This is a genomic window from Blautia sp. MSK20_18 (assembly GCF_020553125.1).
Lineage (GTDB): Bacteria > Bacillota > Clostridia > Lachnospirales > Lachnospiraceae > Blautia_A > Blautia_A fusiformis.
Map to the genome: position 1 here is coordinate 167447 of NZ_JAJCGR010000005.1, position 15553 is coordinate 182999.

Genomic DNA, 15553 nt, shown 5'->3' on the forward strand with positions numbered 1-15553 from the left:
TTATGTATTGGAAAAACTTGAATTTAGCAGAAAGAAGGATTGTTATGAAATTTATCAATACTAGAAAATTCACATGGATAATTTGTATAATAGGATTTTTGCTTGCTCTTGTAAGTATATTTTTCTTACCGAGTATTATTCCAGTACATTTTGCAAATGGGATTGCGGATGATTATGGAAGAAAAATACAAATATTTTTATTTCCTATATTACAAGTGCTTATCACTTTTTTGACTGGACGAGAAAAAGTAAAATATTGCCTGACACATTCAAAAACTTTCTTAACGGACATTCAGTTTAATTGGATGATAGATGGTGTACTTTTATTGGTAATGTTTGCAGAAATATGGGTTATCTATGCTTCATTTGCATAGAAATACTTGCATAACAATTTACATTTGATTGAGCAGATAAAAATGATTTGAGGTGGTAGCAATGAAAAAGCGATTGGGAATCATAGCCGGAATTTTAGGAATTGTATTGGCAGTCATTGGCATTGTACTGAAGCAGAAAGAAAACACAGCCGTTTCTGTTATTGGTGGTGCGGATGGCCCGACTTCTATTTTCATAGCAGGGAAGTTAAATGGTGATAATTTTATTTTTATGATTGTAGTTGGAATTATTTTATTGATTTTGGCAGGAGTTATTTTTTACAAACGTAAGCATTAAGTTACAGTTTTTTAGACTGTGTATGGCGGAAGAACCGGGAAAGTGTAGATATATCATGGGGATTTTGGAAAAAAATAAAAAAAGTAAGGGTACAGCGTTTGTCTATGATGAGAATAATGATTACTATAAGATGGAAATAAACGGGATTGAATTTGTCTGTGACAGTATACATTCCGATTATGAGAAGCATGCAGTTGAACTGGCACAGGCGTATGAGAAAAGGCTGCCGGATATCGTGGATTATCTTATGCCGGATATAAAGGAGATGTTTGGAATTACAAATCCAGATGTAATAGCAAACTCACTAGGAAAGCCGAGTATAGATTTGGATAGAGGAACACTGACTTATCTGGAGCACACAATGGACAGCCTACATATTATTGAAATGGAATTTGACGGTATCTTCACGGCATTCTATAACTCCTGTATTGATGGATAGGACTTTAGTAACATAGAGCTGCAGTTGTCTACAGCTTTTATCCAGACTTCGGATGTTACAGAGAAGCAATCAGAAATGGATTGATCGATTTTTGAAGCAGTATCCGGTGAAATCCTTGAACATATGAAGGAAAAGTATGTATGTTAATTTTATTTTTATTGTAGACAAAAGATAGGACTGATATGATAAAAGAACAGGTTATTACAAATAGAGGTGGAGTATTTGATGCAGAAAATATTATTACTGGAGGATGACTTGAATCTAAATCGGGGAATTGCCCTGTTACTTTCACGGGAAGGGTATGAGGTTCGTCAGGTTTATACAATAAAGGAAGCAAAAGAAGCATTTCAAAAAGGAGATTATGCTCTTGTTATCAGCGATATTACATTGCCGGATGGTACAGGACTGGATTTTGGAAGGATGGTACGTGCAGGTGGAGATACATATCTTATCTATCTTACGGCTTTGGATCAGGAAATAGATATTGTAAATGGTTATGATACAGGGGCAGATGATTATATTACCAAACCATTTTCACTGATGGCTTTGGTGTCGAAGGTGAACGCATTGATGAGACGGCTTTCTAAGGTACAGGCACAGATTATGTCTTCCGGAGAGATTACGGTGCATATGAAAACGATGCAGGTGTATAAAGGGGATGAACCAGTTACTTTAAGTAAGAAAGAATTCTCTCTGTTGCTGTATCTCTGGGAGAATGCAGGACAGATTGTTTCAAAAGAAAGTATCCTGGAGCATGTATGGGATATAGACGGTCAATTTGTCGATGATAATACGGTTACTGTCAATATAAGCAGACTGAAGAATAAACTTGGAACAGAAGAGATAGCGAATGTGAGAGGACTGGGATATATATGGACCGGAAAGGTAAACAAAAATTAAAACGGTATTTTATCGTATATGTAATCTTTGCAGTATTTTTTACAGTAGGAATGTATCTGATAACAAAGTATGAGGAAAATGCGAAAGCAACGCAGATAGCACTGCTCCTTGCAGAACATCCTGAACTGGAAGGGGAAATAGTTGCAATCTGGGAAAAGTCAGGAACAGTAGATTTTATAAGAGACCGGGACGATCAGAAGATAGAAAGAGTCGTACAGATGCTGGAAGAAACTTATGGTTATCACTCAGGGAGTGGATCTTCAGATGTGGTTATAAGGATTATCTGGGGAATTGGATTACTAGTGGGAGTCATAGTATGTAGCCTGTTCTTGTACCTGGACCGAAGAAAAAACTGGAGCAGATACGGTGATGAGGAACAATTACAGCAATTATATGAATGTCTGCAGGAATTCAGAAAAGGAAAATTCCAAACATATCCTGAAGAAACATCAGAATCGGAACAATGGTTAAAGGTGTGGGAATCTGTAAAGGAGCTGGGGCAATATTTCGAAGATTTGAAGGAACGTCTGGAGCAGGAAGAAAATGGTACGAAGAGTCTGATTACAGATATTTCCCATCAGTTGAAGACTCCGCTTGCATCACTCCGGATGAGTCATGAGCTGGTGGCAGAAAATCGGGTTACAGGAGAAGAACAGAGGGAGTTTCTGGAGCAGGAATCACAGGAACTTACCAAACTGGAACAGCTCTTGAATGAACTGGTAAATCTTTCAAGGCTGGAAACACATATGATCCAGATACATTCGCTTCATGAAAGCCTGAAGAAAACGCTAACAGAGGCTGTCAGTCAGATTTATATGAAGGCAAGAGGAAAAGATATTTCCATTCAGGTGGAGATGGATGATGATATAGTTGTGAACCATGATTCAAAATGGACGGTAGAAGCATTAACGAATATCCTTGAGAATGCAGTCAAATATTCACCGGAACATACAACGATTACAGTGAGGACGCAGGAGCTAGCAAGCAATGTGCTTATTGAAGTAGAAGATGAAGGAATGGGCATTCCTGCGGAGGAACTGCATAAGATCTATCAGAGATTTTACCGGGGAAGGAAAGCAAAGGAACAGGTAAAAGACGGAGCGGGTGTCGGTCTGTATCTTGCCAGAAAGATCATAGAAGAACAGGGGGGGACAATAGCAGCCAAAAGAAAGGCTGAGAAAGGTATGATATTTAAAGTGACACTGCCGCTCATAATAGGAGAATAGTCGGAACCCTTACAAAACTGTTATGGTTGTTGTAAGGGTTTTGTAATGCAGGAATGTTATAGTAGGGGTATGAAATGGAAAGGGGACTTGAAGATATGAGTAGTATTTTAAAAGTAGAAGATCTAGTAAAGTATTATGGAGAAGGCGAGAATCAGGTGAGAGCCGTGGATCATACAAGTTTACAGATAGAGAGAGGCAAGTTTACAGCTATCGTAGGACGTTCCGGCTCCGGAAAATCTACACTTCTGCATCTGATTGGAGGGCTTGACAGACCGGATTCCGGCAAAGTATGGATTGATGGAACCGATATCTATTCTCGAAAAGATGATAAACTGGCACAGTTTCGAAGAAAGAAGATAGGATTTATCTTTCAGGATTTTAATCTGATTCCATCGCTGAATGTGTGGGAGAATATCGTTCTTCCGCTGGGACTTGATAATCGCAAGGTAAAGCCGCGGGAAGTGGAAGATATTCTCAAAAAAATCGGACTGCAGGATAAGAAAGATGCGATGCCGTCTGCTTTGTCTGGTGGACAGAAACAGAGAACTGCGATAGCCAGGGCATTGGTGACAAGATCGGCGATAATTTTGGCGGATGAGCCGACTGGAAACCTTGATTCCCAGACTGAGCTAGAGGTTATGAGCCTATTGAAAAGCTGCGTGTCGGATTTCGGGCAGACGCTTATCATGATTACCCATGATGAAACGATTGCCCAGATGGCGGATGAAATGATTATCATTGAAGATGGCAAGGCGGTGAGAAGATAATGAAGATGACGACCAGAGTTGCATATTGCAATATGCGGCATTATAAGAGCAAAAACATACTGATTGGAATTGCCATTATCCTGACAACATTACTGCTGTTCGTAATCCCATCAATCGGAAAAGATATGGTGGAAGTGAACTTTGCGGTAATCAATAAGATTTATCCAACATGGCATGCCCTTTATCGGAACGTGGACGAGAGTACAGTTATGAAACTGGCGGCACATCATGATGTGAAAACTTACGGACTCCGCAGCGATGCGGGGTACATGAATCTGGAAGATGCGACGGTTTCCATGATGTATATGGACAGAACAGGGATGGAACTTTATAAAGTGAAGCTGAAATAGGGGCAACTTCCGCAGAAAGAAAATGATATTGTGGTTTCAAAAGGAATACTGGAAGCATTAGGACAGAATGGGAAAATCGGTGACACTATCACAGTACCTTATCAGATTCTGAAAGATGACGGACTGGATTATACGAAGGAGAAAGACTTTCGAATCTGTGGTTTTTTAGCAGATAATGAGAGCAGCAAAGAACAAAAACAATATACATCATTGGTTTCAGAGGCCTTTCTGAAAGCGGAGATACCGGTAGAACAGGTGAAATATCGGTTTTTACTTCAGGTGAATGGACAGAAAGGAAATACGACTGCAGATTATACAGAGACGATACAGAATATTGCCAGACAGTTCGGGATTTCCGAGGATGACATGAATATTAATAAAGAGTATCTTGCAGCAAATTATGTGGATCCGGCTACAATTCCGGTGATTGTAGGAATCATGCTTATTGTTGTATTGGCGGGCATTATCACAATTTATAGTGTTTATTATGTATCTATGAACCAGAGGGTTCGGGAATTTGGAAAGTTAAAGGCAATCGGGGCTACGAAACGGCAGCTTAGACAAATCGTACTAAGAGAGGGAATGGGAGTGGCGTTGTTTGCCATTCCGATAGGACTTTTGATCGGAACAGTTGCTGTGAAAGTTGTACTTCTCCAGTTTGTAGAACATGCAAAGGATTCAAACGTACTTATAACAGAGGCATACAAGGTTGTAGCTAAAGGAGAAGTCCAACTTTATTATTGGTGGATTTATCTGTTGGCAATTGCAGTGACTCTGTGTACAGTGTATCTGTCACTGATGAAGCCTATGCGTATGGCGGCGAAGGTATCAGAAATAGAAGCTATGCGTTACCAGGGAGGCAGTAAGCGACAGAAAAGCAGCAGGAAGGGATATCAATTTCTGAATATCGGACGACTGACCAAGAGAAATCTTGCAGAGAATAAAAAGAAGAGTACTATCACGATTGTATCTATGGCCGTTACCGGAATATTTGTCATGATGGTAGCAACGGTGCTGTCTTGTGCAAATCCGATGGAAAGTGCAAAGAGTTCGATTGTGGGGCAATATGAGATTTCTCCAATTGTGGAATCCGGGAATAAAGAGCATCCTGAATATGAATGGGCGGAGGTTCAAAAGAATAATCCATTAAATGAAGGACTAAAGCAGCAGATAGAGGAGCTTGACGGTGTTGAGCGGGTAGATGTGTTTACCGCGTTGAAGGTATCAGGAGGACCTTTTGAAGAAAAAATTGGAACCGAATTTATCAATGGAGTGCCGGAAGAATACGCAGAAGAGCTGAAAAAAGGAATCACTGAAGGCAATGTCACATACGAGGAATTGAAATCCGGGGATAAAGTGATTCTGGACCGCGCGCTACTTCACTGGTATCCAGATATTAAAGTGGGAGATAAGCTGAAACTCAATATTCATGATGGAGATAATACCTTTCAAAAAGAGATTGAAGTGGCAGCAATTGGTGAATATGGAAGAGGTCTGACAAACTATAACTGTCTTATCATGGCAAAAGAAGGGGCAGAGAAACTTACCATAAATAATTCTTCCAGCTATTTTCAGGTGATTGCAGATAAGGATTATGATGAGGCACTGGAAGCATCTCTACAGGCTATTGTGGATGGATCAGGCAGACTGCAGATGCGTACCTGGAAGAATGAGTACGATACATGGGAAAATGCCATACAGATGACTAGAGGTGCATGTTATGCATTTATCATCATTCTGGCAGCAATCAGCATTATGAACTTGATTAACACAATGATCAATAGTGTCCATGTGCGAAAAAAGGAGCTTGGCATGATGCAGGCAATCGGAATGTCGGACCGTCAGTTGATGAAGATGCTCCAGTTGGAAGGTATATTCTATACAGTAGGCACTCTTATTATCAGTATCGGAGTGGGAAGTCTTGCAGGATATCCGTTGTTTTTATATGCAAAGCGTACAGGAATGTTTGATATCAGCACATACCATTATCCGGTAACAGCAGCTATTATTATAATTTTAACATTGTTTGTGATACAGATGTTATTGGCAATATTCATTGCAAAGTCAGTAAGGAAAGATTCATTGATAGAGAGAATTCGTTTCAGTGAGTAAGAATATAAATTTCTGATGTTTAATGCAGGTACTAATCAATGTCGTAATAAAAAGGGGGACTTGATTTCTCAAAGCCCCCAGTGTATAATGAACTCAAGAAAGGTATTCAGATGCAAAATCTGATGCCCTCAGTTAAATTTTATATTCTATGTATAAGACATAGCATCCAAAACTTTCCTAGGGTCGTGGATGCTATTTCTTATTATGTCGATCTATATAAGTCAAAGCCGCAAAAATTACCAATAGTAAAGTCAATACTTCCATTGTATTCATGGGCATCACCCTCCTTTGTTACTAGAGGGCAAGATCGAAATGCATCCGTCTTTCCAGTTCAGTAATACCGAATCAGTATAACACGTTACCGTTTTCAGTACAATAAGGTAATGGTCTGAAAAATACTTTATTCTGTCACCTTATGTAGCTGTATCGTGTGTATTTGCTGGACTAATTGGTGCTGTATATGAAAAAAAGCTATTTAAAAATAAGGTGGAAGCCTTATATGGTCTGCTTGATGATGCGGGTGATGATGCCGAGGGCAACATTACGCTCTTCATCAATATGCGTCACCACAAAGGATACCTGATCCTTTTTCCCGACTGTCCGGTTGTCATAGCAGGAGTGGGCAATGGCATTGACACCGATGGAGAGCCGGACAAAGACGGTGCCTTTATGGATGTCTTCCACAGTTCCGGCGTATTTTCCCTGAATCTTACATTTTTTCATGTTTTCCTTGCTGGTGTTGCCTTCCACACTTTTGACATCTGCGTGGACAATGACCTGCTCCGGTGAGTCTGCCCGCACATCCAGGATGCGTACCAGGATGTGATCGCCTACCTGGAAGCGTTCTCTGGCATCACCCATCCAGTCGAAGGACAGGTCTCTGGCAAGAATGGAGGTTTCCACACCGAAAATTTCTGCCCGGACTACCTTTTCCGCAACGGCAATGACTCTTGCCTGCACGATACGGTCTTCATAAACTTTCGGCATTCCGGAAGCATCTTTATCCAGATAGAAGATCTGGCGTTTCTTCAGCATCGCTTCTTTCCGGCTGGCGACAATGCTGCGTGTCTTCGGATCTAATCCCTTGATCAGAAAATCAATCTCACATCCAAGCATATTGTTGAGGATTTTGTTCTGCCGCAGGGCAAGCTCCCCATAATCGTGTGCTTCATCCTGCATGAGATGGATCATCATCTCAGTTACCGGGATGACAGTACGGAAATCCTTGTAGTAAACCACGGCAATGAGGCTGCCGTTTTCTGTTTTCTCGATACCGCCAAGCATTCCGGTTAAGATCCGGCGGGTACGGTAGGCATTCTGGATCTCATGCCAGGTAAGGTCTGAAATGGACTGGGCTGTTTCCAGCTTTGTATCGGAATCCAGAGTTAAAATAGGTGTGTTGGTTGTTTCGTTTGGCATCATAGTGTCTCCTTTCAAATTATGACATGATAGAATCTTTATCTAAAGGAACCATGTCTGTGTGATACGGATAGTCATCTGCTGAGAAGTCATCCGGGAAATCGTGATAGTCAGGTTCCTGATAAACGCTTTGCTGGTCAAAAATCGGTTCAGTTTTTTTCTTTTTCTGCTTTCCATAAGAAGCAGTTCTCTTCGGGCGGGAAGCAGGAATAGTCGGAGTGTACGTATATTCTTCACTACATGCTCCTTTTCTCCATTCCGGAATATGCTCGGAAGCCTTCCGGGGAATGAGTTTTTGGGCATCCGGGTGCAGGGTGTAATCGTATTTTTCTACCTGCAGTACTTTCTGGCCACGCAGGATAATCAGTGCGGTATCCAGAGGCAGGCGCAGGATCTCATCCGGAGTTAAGAGCTTTCGTTTCCCGATGGATCTGGTCTGGCGGTATTCCGGTGTATAATCGGATACTCTCCAGCTATTTAATTGTTTGGCTTCGCTGCTGACACCAACGGTCACATCACCGGAGCGGTTAGAGATAAATGTAGCAGTTACCTCATCCGTACAGCCTAAAAATAGCTGAGTGTCGCAGTTCCCGATGATTTCCTGCCATTGGTTTAAGGGATACCGGTTCTGCATCTGAGGCAGGTTCTGGAAAATGCAGGAAATACTGAGGTTTCGACTTCGGATTACGGAAATCTTTTTGTTGAGCGATAGGATTGCTCCCGTATTCGCCAGCTCATCAGCCAGGATATGTACCGGAATCGGCAGTTTTCCATCTTCCCCATAGGTGTCTGCATAACGGACCAGTTTGATAAATACGAAGGTCATAAACAGGGAAGAAAGAAAATCAAAAGTGCTGTCCTGATCCGAAGTGATGCAGAAGTATGCACATTTTTCTTTTCCCGGCAGCGTCAGGTTGATCTCATCATAGGAAGTGATCTGGCGGATTAGCTTATTCTGGAACACCTGAAGTCTGGAACCGAGTCCGATGATGACGCCGGAACGTACCGTGTCACTTGCCTGTTTATAGATGCAGTAGGGGACTTTTGCCGGATGGGAGACCGGAAGCAGGTCAAAGAGGCTGTTCAGTTCTTTTTCCGAACTCATGGTCAGGAGTTTGTATACCTGTCCGATATTCTTTGCCTCCGGTGGGAATCCCTGATCCACATAGAGAATCAGAGCTTTTAATAAGTTCATCTCGGCATTGTCCCAGAAGTGATCGCCTTTGGCAGAACCGGTATTCTGGATGATGACATCAGCAAATACCTGTGCCATGGTTTCCTGTCCGCTAATTTCACCCAGACAATTCCAGCTATCCGAGTTTTCCGGGTTTACAAGATTAAAGGATTTCACGATATATCCGGCATTCTCAAGGTAAGTGGCTGTACTTTCGTACAATTCCGATTTTGGATCGGTGATGATGAGGCTTTCCCCGCGGGCAACACACTGGAAGATCATGTTGCGTGCAAAGGCCCGGCTTTTCATGGAACCGCTGGCACCGTAAACGGCAATATTCCGGTTCATGCGGGTATCCTTCGGGAGACAAACGGCTTTTCCGTTCAGTTTTCCAAGAATGGTTCCCTTGTGTTTCTTGACATCATTCGTAAGCTCCAGTACCTGATGCATTTCCTCCAAAGTCATAAAACCGGAAGTCCCATAGGTTCCCTTTGTGGAATAATTCAGGTTCCGGTCCCGGTCTGTTATTTCCCCGTTTCGGTCAAATCCCATACGCATGAGAAGGAAGGTCAGGAGTCCAAAAGCTGCCAGACATAGAAAAATCCCATACAGATTGTACGGGAAAGCAGTCAGGGCATCCAGACAGGCGAGCGGGTTCGGGGAGGGGATCTGCGGGGCAGTTCCGTTTCCGGCAAAATTGCCGGCAGATTCCCAGGTCTGATAGTTGCGGATAAATTGAGCAACATAGCCTCCTGCATAGAGGGTGCAGAAGGTAATCGGAAGCATATAAATGAGCTTCCACCATTTACGGTTCATGTAAAAACCCCCTTTTGAATTTGCAAAGGTCAATACTGGAGAAATGGATTGTGGCAGATAAGTATTTTTTCAGGACCGGAATCTGAAAATCGAAACAGATCAGGTTCCCGGATCTGCCGTATACATTTAAGCCGGTATTGAACCGGTTGATTCGCTGCATGTCAAAATCATAAGCAAGAAGGATGGGGTTCCCGGAAGCATCCGTGGCATCATGTTCCAGTGGAATTGAATCGCTGCGGCAGCCCAGATCGGACAGCAGGAGGTTGTCCAGCTTTTCCATGATCTCAGGGTGAACCAGCAGTTTTAAAAGCACTTCCCCTTCCGGAGTATTGGGAAGGTAATGGAAATGCTCGAAGGAGGTGTCCAGCATAAACAGGCTCTTTTTGTAGCCTCCGGTACTGGTAAACAGCCGGAAAGCCATTTCCATGTCGGTTCCGGTCATGATTGCCCGGATCTGTGGATGTCCGTTGTAAGGGTAGCCTTGCAGGTAATGCTGCAGGAAGGCGTTTAAGCGGACTTCCGTTCGATATTCCCATTTCAGGACTCCGTTTCCCGTGTTGTAAAGGACATAGACACATTGCGGTGCCATCAGGATGCCCATGCTGCGGGAGTTCCTAATCTTCGTGGTCTCCGGGCCCAATTCCTTAATTTCTCTGGAAGCGTAAAAAAGAGGAAGGCTTCGCATACCGATGGAACCAGCTTCGCGGTGATTACAGAAGATGTCAGGTTTTACATCCGGATAAAAGGGAATCCCGGCATGAAGGAGTGTCAGATACGTTTCGGCTTTCTGATGTAAGCGGATACGTCGGGATACTTCACTTCGGATGAGGTTCGTCTCGGTATTGCCGGTCAGATAGCACTGGAAGCGTAACGGCGAGACAGATAACAGCATTTCTTTCGCAGCTTTTGTAAGACGGTAGCCTCTGAGAGCATCCCGGTAGTGGGTACGGATGAGGTGTTCCGCCTTCAAATCCGTAATGAGTTTTTCCGCATAGGAGGCACTTGGGATGAGTCTGTTTAGCTGGTCTGCGGGAAATTCCCCGCACATCCCTATCATTTCCAGTAAGCGGTATTTCGTAGTGTCAGGTCTTATCAAATAAGCATCACCTCAATTCAGTTCTTACCCATGCAAGCCTATACTTGGGTAAATCTCTGGTGGTTTGGAGATAAAAAAAGCAAGAAAACAAAGTTCCCTGCGGTGGTTCTTACCGATGTCGGATTTCTGCCTGAGAAGTCAGGAGATTTTCCGACATGCTTTCGTGATGATTTTTCTGGTTCTGCAGCCATTTCGGAAAGTCAGCTTTTTCCATAACCGATACTAGTGTACAGTCCTTTAAGCCAAGCTGTGTCGTGTAGTAGGAATCACAGAAAAAGCCGCTGTCATCTGTCAGAACATAAGTACAAAGTGTATCCAGAATCTGTTTAAACTCCAGATTGTCATAATCCCGGATACGTCTTTGAGGAAGTTCCCTGTCATATATTTGACTGAAACATATCACGCAGTCACGATAGAGGGGCAGGGCATTTTGTTTTACATACTCCCGAAGCATATAATTAAGCGGTTCATGGAGAAATGCAGTGTTTGTGTGGACTCTTCGTTTCGGAAGCAGTCCGGGAAGCGTAATGGTGAGAATCCCCTGCTGTTCTGCAATCCGCATTCCCTGTGCATCTGCCGCTTTGGGAAGATAAACTGCTTGATTTGGGGAGAGAGCCGGACAGACAAGGTTACGCATCTGGCAGGCAATCCGCTCCGCCCGAAGAGCAGCACTGACGCTCAGTTCCTCAAAATTTTTATCATAATTCTGGATATCAGTGACCTTCAGAGCGTAAACGGTATTCGTCAGTTTTTGCAGCTCCCCTTCCAGTTTTTCAAGCCGCTGGTAAATGGTTGGTGTATTTTGCGTCATAATAACCTACTTTCTCATGTAGTAACTGACAGCACCGGATTCATTTACAAGGCAGTAAGCGGCTACATCATCAATGGTGATTTTGGCAGCCTGGCTTTCGGATTCTAAGACAATCAGGCGTTTGGAACCATTTGATGGGATACTTTCCATCACATGATTGATCAGAGCCTCCTGTTCTTCACCGATATAGATGATTTCGTATTGTTCATCTTGCGAAAAGAAATTGAGCTTGATTGGAAATTCGCCACTGGTGTGGTATACAATACCTTTCTTAAAATCCAGCAGTACCCAAAAGCATGTAATTATAGCATAGTCAGGATTCTCAGCAGACTGCTGGCTGTCACAAAGAAGGTCATGCTCTTTATCGTAAATGATGCGCCCTTGTTTGATGAGGCTGGTAACCAATGACTTGATAGACTGCTCATGTCGGGAGAAAAGTTGTAAAACCTGGTCATACTTCAGAGTATGGTAAGTGGTAATGAACCGTAAGAGCTTGGCTCCCTCTCCTTGATAGATTTCGTTCCTTGTTTTCATGATTGACTCCCTTCTATATATAATAGGAAACTTTATACGTATGGCTGTACGTACAGAATACGTTTGGTATTGTAGGTATAGTGTACGTACAAAGTACATAGAACCTGCTGTCAGCGATTGAATTTACAGGTACAAAAAAAGCACCATCTATGGGTGCTGGAAATAAGGAAAACTATAAGCAATACCTATTGTAGCATGGGTAATTTTACGCTTCAATCGCAGAAGCAGGTCATTTCTGTGCCATTTTCACTGGTTGGCATAAAAAAAGCAGGAAACCATTTTGATTCCCTGCATGGTGTATTGTTGTGCTTTTGTGTAGTTCTAATGATTACTTGTCTTTATAAAATGCTTCGAAAGCTTGTGCGAAGAATTCGGCTGTACCATTGCCGTATTTTTCATCTATCATAGGTTTGATTTTTTCATTACGGTAATATTGAGCCTGTGCAACCATCAGACCGTGTTCTTTCTTTATCTGTGAAAGTTGTTTCATAAGAAAACCGTATTCGGAAACAAGTTCTCTTACTTCAGAAGAATCTGGTGAACATACTTTTTTAGCTGCTAATTTGTATAAAAGATTGTCAAATTGTTGGTTGTAACTTTCTGCAGCCTCTTTGCTAATAGGATTGTTGGCAACAGACAGGAATTGCTCTTTTCCTCCATACCACTCAACAACTTTAGCATAGCCTTTCTGCATTTCTTCTGATGAAACTGTTTTAATATAATGCTTTTTCCATTCTTCAATGCTTCCAAACTCTTTTACAGCAAGTTCTTTCATATTGTCAGGCATATGTTCAAACATAGTTTGGAACATTTCTTCAACTTCCGTTTTACTAAAAATCGCAAAATCCATTTTATTCTCTCCTTTCAGGATATCATCAATGCTGGCAATCAGATGTTCCATACGTTCTTTCTTTGCTACCAACATTTTTCTCTGCATTTGCAAGATCTGGTTCCTTTCAAGAGCAGGATTCTCCAGAACAGCTTTGATTTCTTTCAAAGGAATGTCAAACTCACGGAAAAACAGAATCTGCTGTAATATTTCCAATGCCCTATCGTCATAAAGCCGGTATCCCGCATCACTTTTTTGTGTTGGTTTTAAAAGCCCGATTTCATCGTAATAGTGAAGCGTGCGAACGCTGATACCTGTAAGTCCTGATATTTCTTTGACTGTCCTCATAGTTGCTGACCTCCTGTTCCTGATAAGATAACTGTACGCTATGACGTTCCGTGAGAGTCAATATATATTTTGCATTTTTTAGTATAACATTTTTATGATATTACGAAAAGCCGAGAAGATAGGCGATATGTATTACTCTGGAAAGAACTTGTTGAGCGTATCCAATGTCTCTTTTGCAGTAAATCCCCAAAGGATGGTACTGAGTGCTTCAATCGCAGCCCTGCGTTTCCGGTAATAGGTGCGGTAGGAAATATTGGTGATGTGGTGAGCCAGCTTATCCAATATCTCATCTGTATTTTTCATTTCCTGTGGAGAGAGAAAAGCGTAGTAGAGAATCCAGTAATACTGTTCCCCATGCTTGTGATTGTTCCGGAGGAGATCGATGGATGATTCCAAAAGCTTCAGCATCTGGTTGCTTCTGGCAATACTTTTTGCCCGTTGTTCGATGTCGCTTCCGGTAAGATCAGCCCCGGCAGCATAGATGGAGTCCAGAAATTTGTCGATGTCATTGTCGTATTGGAGCTTAAACTGGTGCTCCATCTGGTGTACGACTACCTTCAGGCTGTAGGTTGCATCCCGGTATCTGCGTAAAAACTGATAGGTGTCGTGAAAACGTGGATCTTCTTCGGGTGAAGGAAATCCCTGTGTATTGCGGTTTGCCATGTCTATTCCCCCCCTTTCAGTGCAGAAGGCTCTGCCACGGCAGGCATCTTTTGGGCAGACTCATCCCCCGGACTTACGGACAACTCAAACCGATAAGCGGCATTTCCGTAGGGACAGATAATATTTAGAGTAAATGTATTAAATATATCTTTGCAGGCTGATAATGGAGATAATATATAGCGGGTTTTGGAGCAGTGGCAACATGGAATCCCTTGTGAATCCAATAGTTCTGCGACTTTTTGCACGATAAATTTCATGTGTGAATCTGGAACGCAGGAATCATTTTTTGTAACGGTGATTTGTGAGTCTGTGACAGTTTCTGAAACGCTAACAGAAGCAGAATCCTCAATAGTGATTTCTTCAGGTACATGGATTGGTAATTGCATCTTCATAGCGATCTCCTCCTTGTCAATCATAACGTCGCTGATATTAAACATCACGGACAGGTAATTGTTGAGATAAATTACGCTTCCGTGTTTTCCTGTAAATGAGATAAGTGTAATGTATTCTTTTTCCTCCAGTTTCTTCAAGAGTCGTGATACCGATGCCTTTGACAGACTCCACCTTTCACCCAGTTCATTAAAGCTGGTAAGGGGATTTCCGGTATTATCCCGGTAATAGACAATGGGACCGGAATCAGATCCCAGGACAGAGGAATCGTTGTAAACTGCATGAATCCACAGATCCAGAAGAACATCCATTTCCGAGCATTTTCCAATGCCAATTAGTTCGTGAACTTTGGCAATCGGGAAAAAGAAAAACCCTGTATCTTTTTTACAGGGATAGTTGTATTCCAATACAGTATTGTCTTTGGGCCAGTCTGATATTTTGAATTTGACCAGGCGGTTTTTGCCGAGAAGAGAGTAGGTAATGTAATTCTGCTCTTCAAAAAATCGAAGGATGGACAACACTTGATGTTGGAAACGGCAGCGAAACCATTCCTGAAGATCTGTGACTGTGCAGATCCACTCTCCCGGACCAATGGTATAGGTAATGTGTTCCATCCTGCGGTAGGATGTGCGGTAATTTGCATAGGAGCATAATACCAGATAATAAAAAAGAAAAGAGCCCCCGGTAGTTCGGATGCTCTTGGTAGTGATTAAAGTTTGTATGAAGTCACGGTAAATGCGACAGCGTGGAAATTCCACGATTTGTTTGAGTTCTAATTTGTAATTCATGGTGATCTTCCTTTCAAAGTATATTTAATTGTAATCGGACTTTTCATAGTGTTGGTATCAAGAAGAAGCCGATGGAAGTATAGCAAGTAGTCGTGTCACTCATTGCATTTTTATTGCATTTTTAAAATTTAGATTATGTGGCTATGTTGCTCTTAACTGGTTAAAAAGTAAGCGTCCAATAAGAGGGTGTATCGAAATTTCTGGCTGTTGCATGTAAACTAT

16 protein-coding genes are annotated in these 15553 nt (G+C 42.2%); 8 read left to right on the forward strand and 8 right to left on the reverse strand.

What is annotated here, in order from left to right:
• Positions 1-44 precede the first annotated feature (44 nt).
• The 8 genes from LI091_RS05120 to LI091_RS05155 all read left to right on the forward strand — a co-directional run bounded on the left by LI091_RS05120 (position 45) and on the right by LI091_RS05155 (position 6463).
• Positions 45-374 (forward strand): DUF1648 domain-containing protein, encoded by a 330-nt coding sequence (locus tag LI091_RS05120; protein WP_022415592.1) that lies wholly within the window; start codon positions 45-47, stop codon positions 372-374.
• Positions 375-435: 61 nt separating this feature from the next.
• Positions 436-669, forward strand: a complete 234-nt coding sequence (locus LI091_RS05125) for an LPXTG cell wall anchor domain-containing protein (protein ID WP_005333531.1) — start codon at positions 436-438, stop codon at positions 667-669.
• Positions 670-724: 55 nt separating this feature from the next.
• Positions 725-1108, forward strand: a complete 384-nt coding sequence (locus tag LI091_RS05130; protein ID WP_226850873.1) for a hypothetical protein — start codon at positions 725-727, stop codon at positions 1106-1108.
• Positions 1109-1333: 225 nt separating this feature from the next.
• Positions 1334-2008 carry a response regulator transcription factor gene (locus tag LI091_RS05135; RefSeq protein WP_005333533.1) on the forward strand — a complete coding sequence of 225 codons (675 nt, stop codon included), beginning with the start codon at positions 1334-1336 and terminating at the stop codon, positions 2006-2008.
• Entirely contained in the window at positions 1981-3234 is a 1254-nt protein-coding gene (locus LI091_RS05140; RefSeq protein ID WP_005333534.1) for a sensor histidine kinase, read from the forward strand. The genes LI091_RS05135 and LI091_RS05140 overlap by 28 nt, the downstream gene beginning before the upstream one ends.
• 95 nt (positions 3235-3329) lie before the next feature.
• Complete coding sequence (locus tag LI091_RS05145; RefSeq protein ID WP_265190904.1) at positions 3330-4001, forward strand: ABC transporter ATP-binding protein; 672 nt, start codon at positions 3330-3332, stop codon at positions 3999-4001.
• Positions 4001-4351, forward strand: a complete 351-nt coding sequence (locus LI091_RS05150; RefSeq protein WP_265190905.1) for a hypothetical protein — start codon at positions 4001-4003, stop codon at positions 4349-4351. The genes LI091_RS05145 and LI091_RS05150 overlap by 1 nt, the downstream gene beginning before the upstream one ends.
• Before the next feature lie 30 nt (positions 4352-4381).
• Positions 4382-6463 (forward strand): ABC transporter permease, encoded by a 2082-nt coding sequence (locus LI091_RS05155; RefSeq protein WP_265190906.1) that lies wholly within the window; start codon positions 4382-4384, stop codon positions 6461-6463.
• Positions 6464-6958: 495 nt separating this feature from the next.
• On the opposite strand, the gene LI091_RS05160 is transcribed toward LI091_RS05155, so the two are convergent.
• The 8 genes from LI091_RS05160 to LI091_RS05195 all read right to left on the reverse strand — a co-directional run bounded on the left by LI091_RS05160 (position 6959) and on the right by LI091_RS05195 (position 15331).
• Complete coding sequence (locus LI091_RS05160; protein ID WP_330583512.1) at positions 6959-7885, reverse strand: S1 RNA-binding domain-containing protein; 927 nt, start codon at positions 7883-7885, stop codon at positions 6959-6961.
• 16 nt (positions 7886-7901) lie between these two features.
• Complete coding sequence (locus LI091_RS05165; RefSeq protein WP_173686147.1) at positions 7902-9872, reverse strand: VirD4-like conjugal transfer protein, CD1115 family; 1971 nt, start codon at positions 9870-9872, stop codon at positions 7902-7904.
• Complete coding sequence (locus tag LI091_RS05170; protein ID WP_227084939.1) at positions 9862-10968, reverse strand: hypothetical protein; 1107 nt, start codon at positions 10966-10968, stop codon at positions 9862-9864. Before LI091_RS05170 ends, LI091_RS05165 begins: the two co-directional genes overlap by 11 nt.
• Positions 10969-11077: 109 nt before the next feature.
• Positions 11078-11779 carry a DUF6100 family protein gene (locus LI091_RS05175; RefSeq protein WP_117536972.1) on the reverse strand — a complete coding sequence of 234 codons (702 nt, stop codon included), beginning with the start codon at positions 11777-11779 and terminating at the stop codon, positions 11078-11080.
• Between the two features lie 6 nt (positions 11780-11785).
• A complete protein-coding gene (locus LI091_RS05180) occupies positions 11786-12313 on the reverse strand; it encodes a DUF5697 family protein (protein ID WP_117536971.1) in 528 nt (175 codons plus the stop codon).
• A gap of 328 nt (positions 12314-12641) precedes the next feature.
• Complete coding sequence (locus LI091_RS05185) at positions 12642-13490, reverse strand: MerR family transcriptional regulator (RefSeq protein ID WP_117470887.1); 849 nt, start codon at positions 13488-13490, stop codon at positions 12642-12644.
• Positions 13491-13622: 132 nt separating this feature from the next.
• Positions 13623-14153: a hypothetical protein gene (locus tag LI091_RS05190; RefSeq protein ID WP_005333547.1), complete on the reverse strand. Its 531-nt coding sequence runs from the start codon at positions 14151-14153 to the stop codon at positions 13623-13625.
• Positions 14154-14155: 2 nt separating this feature from the next.
• Complete coding sequence (locus LI091_RS05195) at positions 14156-15331, reverse strand: MarR family transcriptional regulator (RefSeq protein ID WP_244783568.1); 1176 nt, start codon at positions 15329-15331, stop codon at positions 14156-14158.
• Positions 15332-15553: the final 222 nt, after the last annotated feature.

Excerpts from the sequence above, each read along its gene's own strand:
- LI091_RS05120 (WP_022415592.1), top strand. The coding sequence starts at position 45 with ATGAAATTTATCAATACTAGAAAATTCACATGGATAATTTGTATAATA.
- LI091_RS05125 (WP_005333531.1), top strand. The coding sequence starts at position 436 with ATGAAAAAGCGATTGGGAATCATAGCCGGAATTTTAGGAATTGTATTG.
- LI091_RS05130 (WP_226850873.1), top strand. The coding sequence starts at position 725 with ATGGGGATTTTGGAAAAAAATAAAAAAAGTAAGGGTACAGCGTTTGTC.
- LI091_RS05135 (WP_005333533.1), top strand. The coding sequence starts at position 1,334 with ATGCAGAAAATATTATTACTGGAGGATGACTTGAATCTAAATCGGGGA.
- LI091_RS05140 (WP_005333534.1), top strand. The coding sequence starts at position 1,981 with ATGGACCGGAAAGGTAAACAAAAATTAAAACGGTATTTTATCGTATAT.
- LI091_RS05145 (WP_265190904.1), top strand. The coding sequence starts at position 3,330 with ATGAGTAGTATTTTAAAAGTAGAAGATCTAGTAAAGTATTATGGAGAA.
- LI091_RS05150 (WP_265190905.1), top strand. The coding sequence starts at position 4,001 with ATGAAGATGACGACCAGAGTTGCATATTGCAATATGCGGCATTATAAG.
- LI091_RS05160 (WP_330583512.1), bottom strand. The coding sequence starts at position 7,885 with ATGATGCCAAACGAAACAACCAACACACCTATTTTAACTCTGGATTCC.
- LI091_RS05165 (WP_173686147.1), bottom strand. The coding sequence starts at position 9,872 with ATGAACCGTAAATGGTGGAAGCTCATTTATATGCTTCCGATTACCTTC.
- LI091_RS05175 (WP_117536972.1), bottom strand. The coding sequence starts at position 11,779 with ATGACGCAAAATACACCAACCATTTACCAGCGGCTTGAAAAACTGGAA.
- LI091_RS05180 (WP_117536971.1), bottom strand. The coding sequence starts at position 12,313 with ATGAAAACAAGGAACGAAATCTATCAAGGAGAGGGAGCCAAGCTCTTA.
- LI091_RS05185 (WP_117470887.1), bottom strand. The coding sequence starts at position 13,490 with ATGAGGACAGTCAAAGAAATATCAGGACTTACAGGTATCAGCGTTCGC.
- LI091_RS05190 (WP_005333547.1), bottom strand. The coding sequence starts at position 14,153 with ATGGCAAACCGCAATACACAGGGATTTCCTTCACCCGAAGAAGATCCA.
- LI091_RS05195 (WP_244783568.1), bottom strand. The coding sequence starts at position 15,331 with ATGAATTACAAATTAGAACTCAAACAAATCGTGGAATTTCCACGCTGT.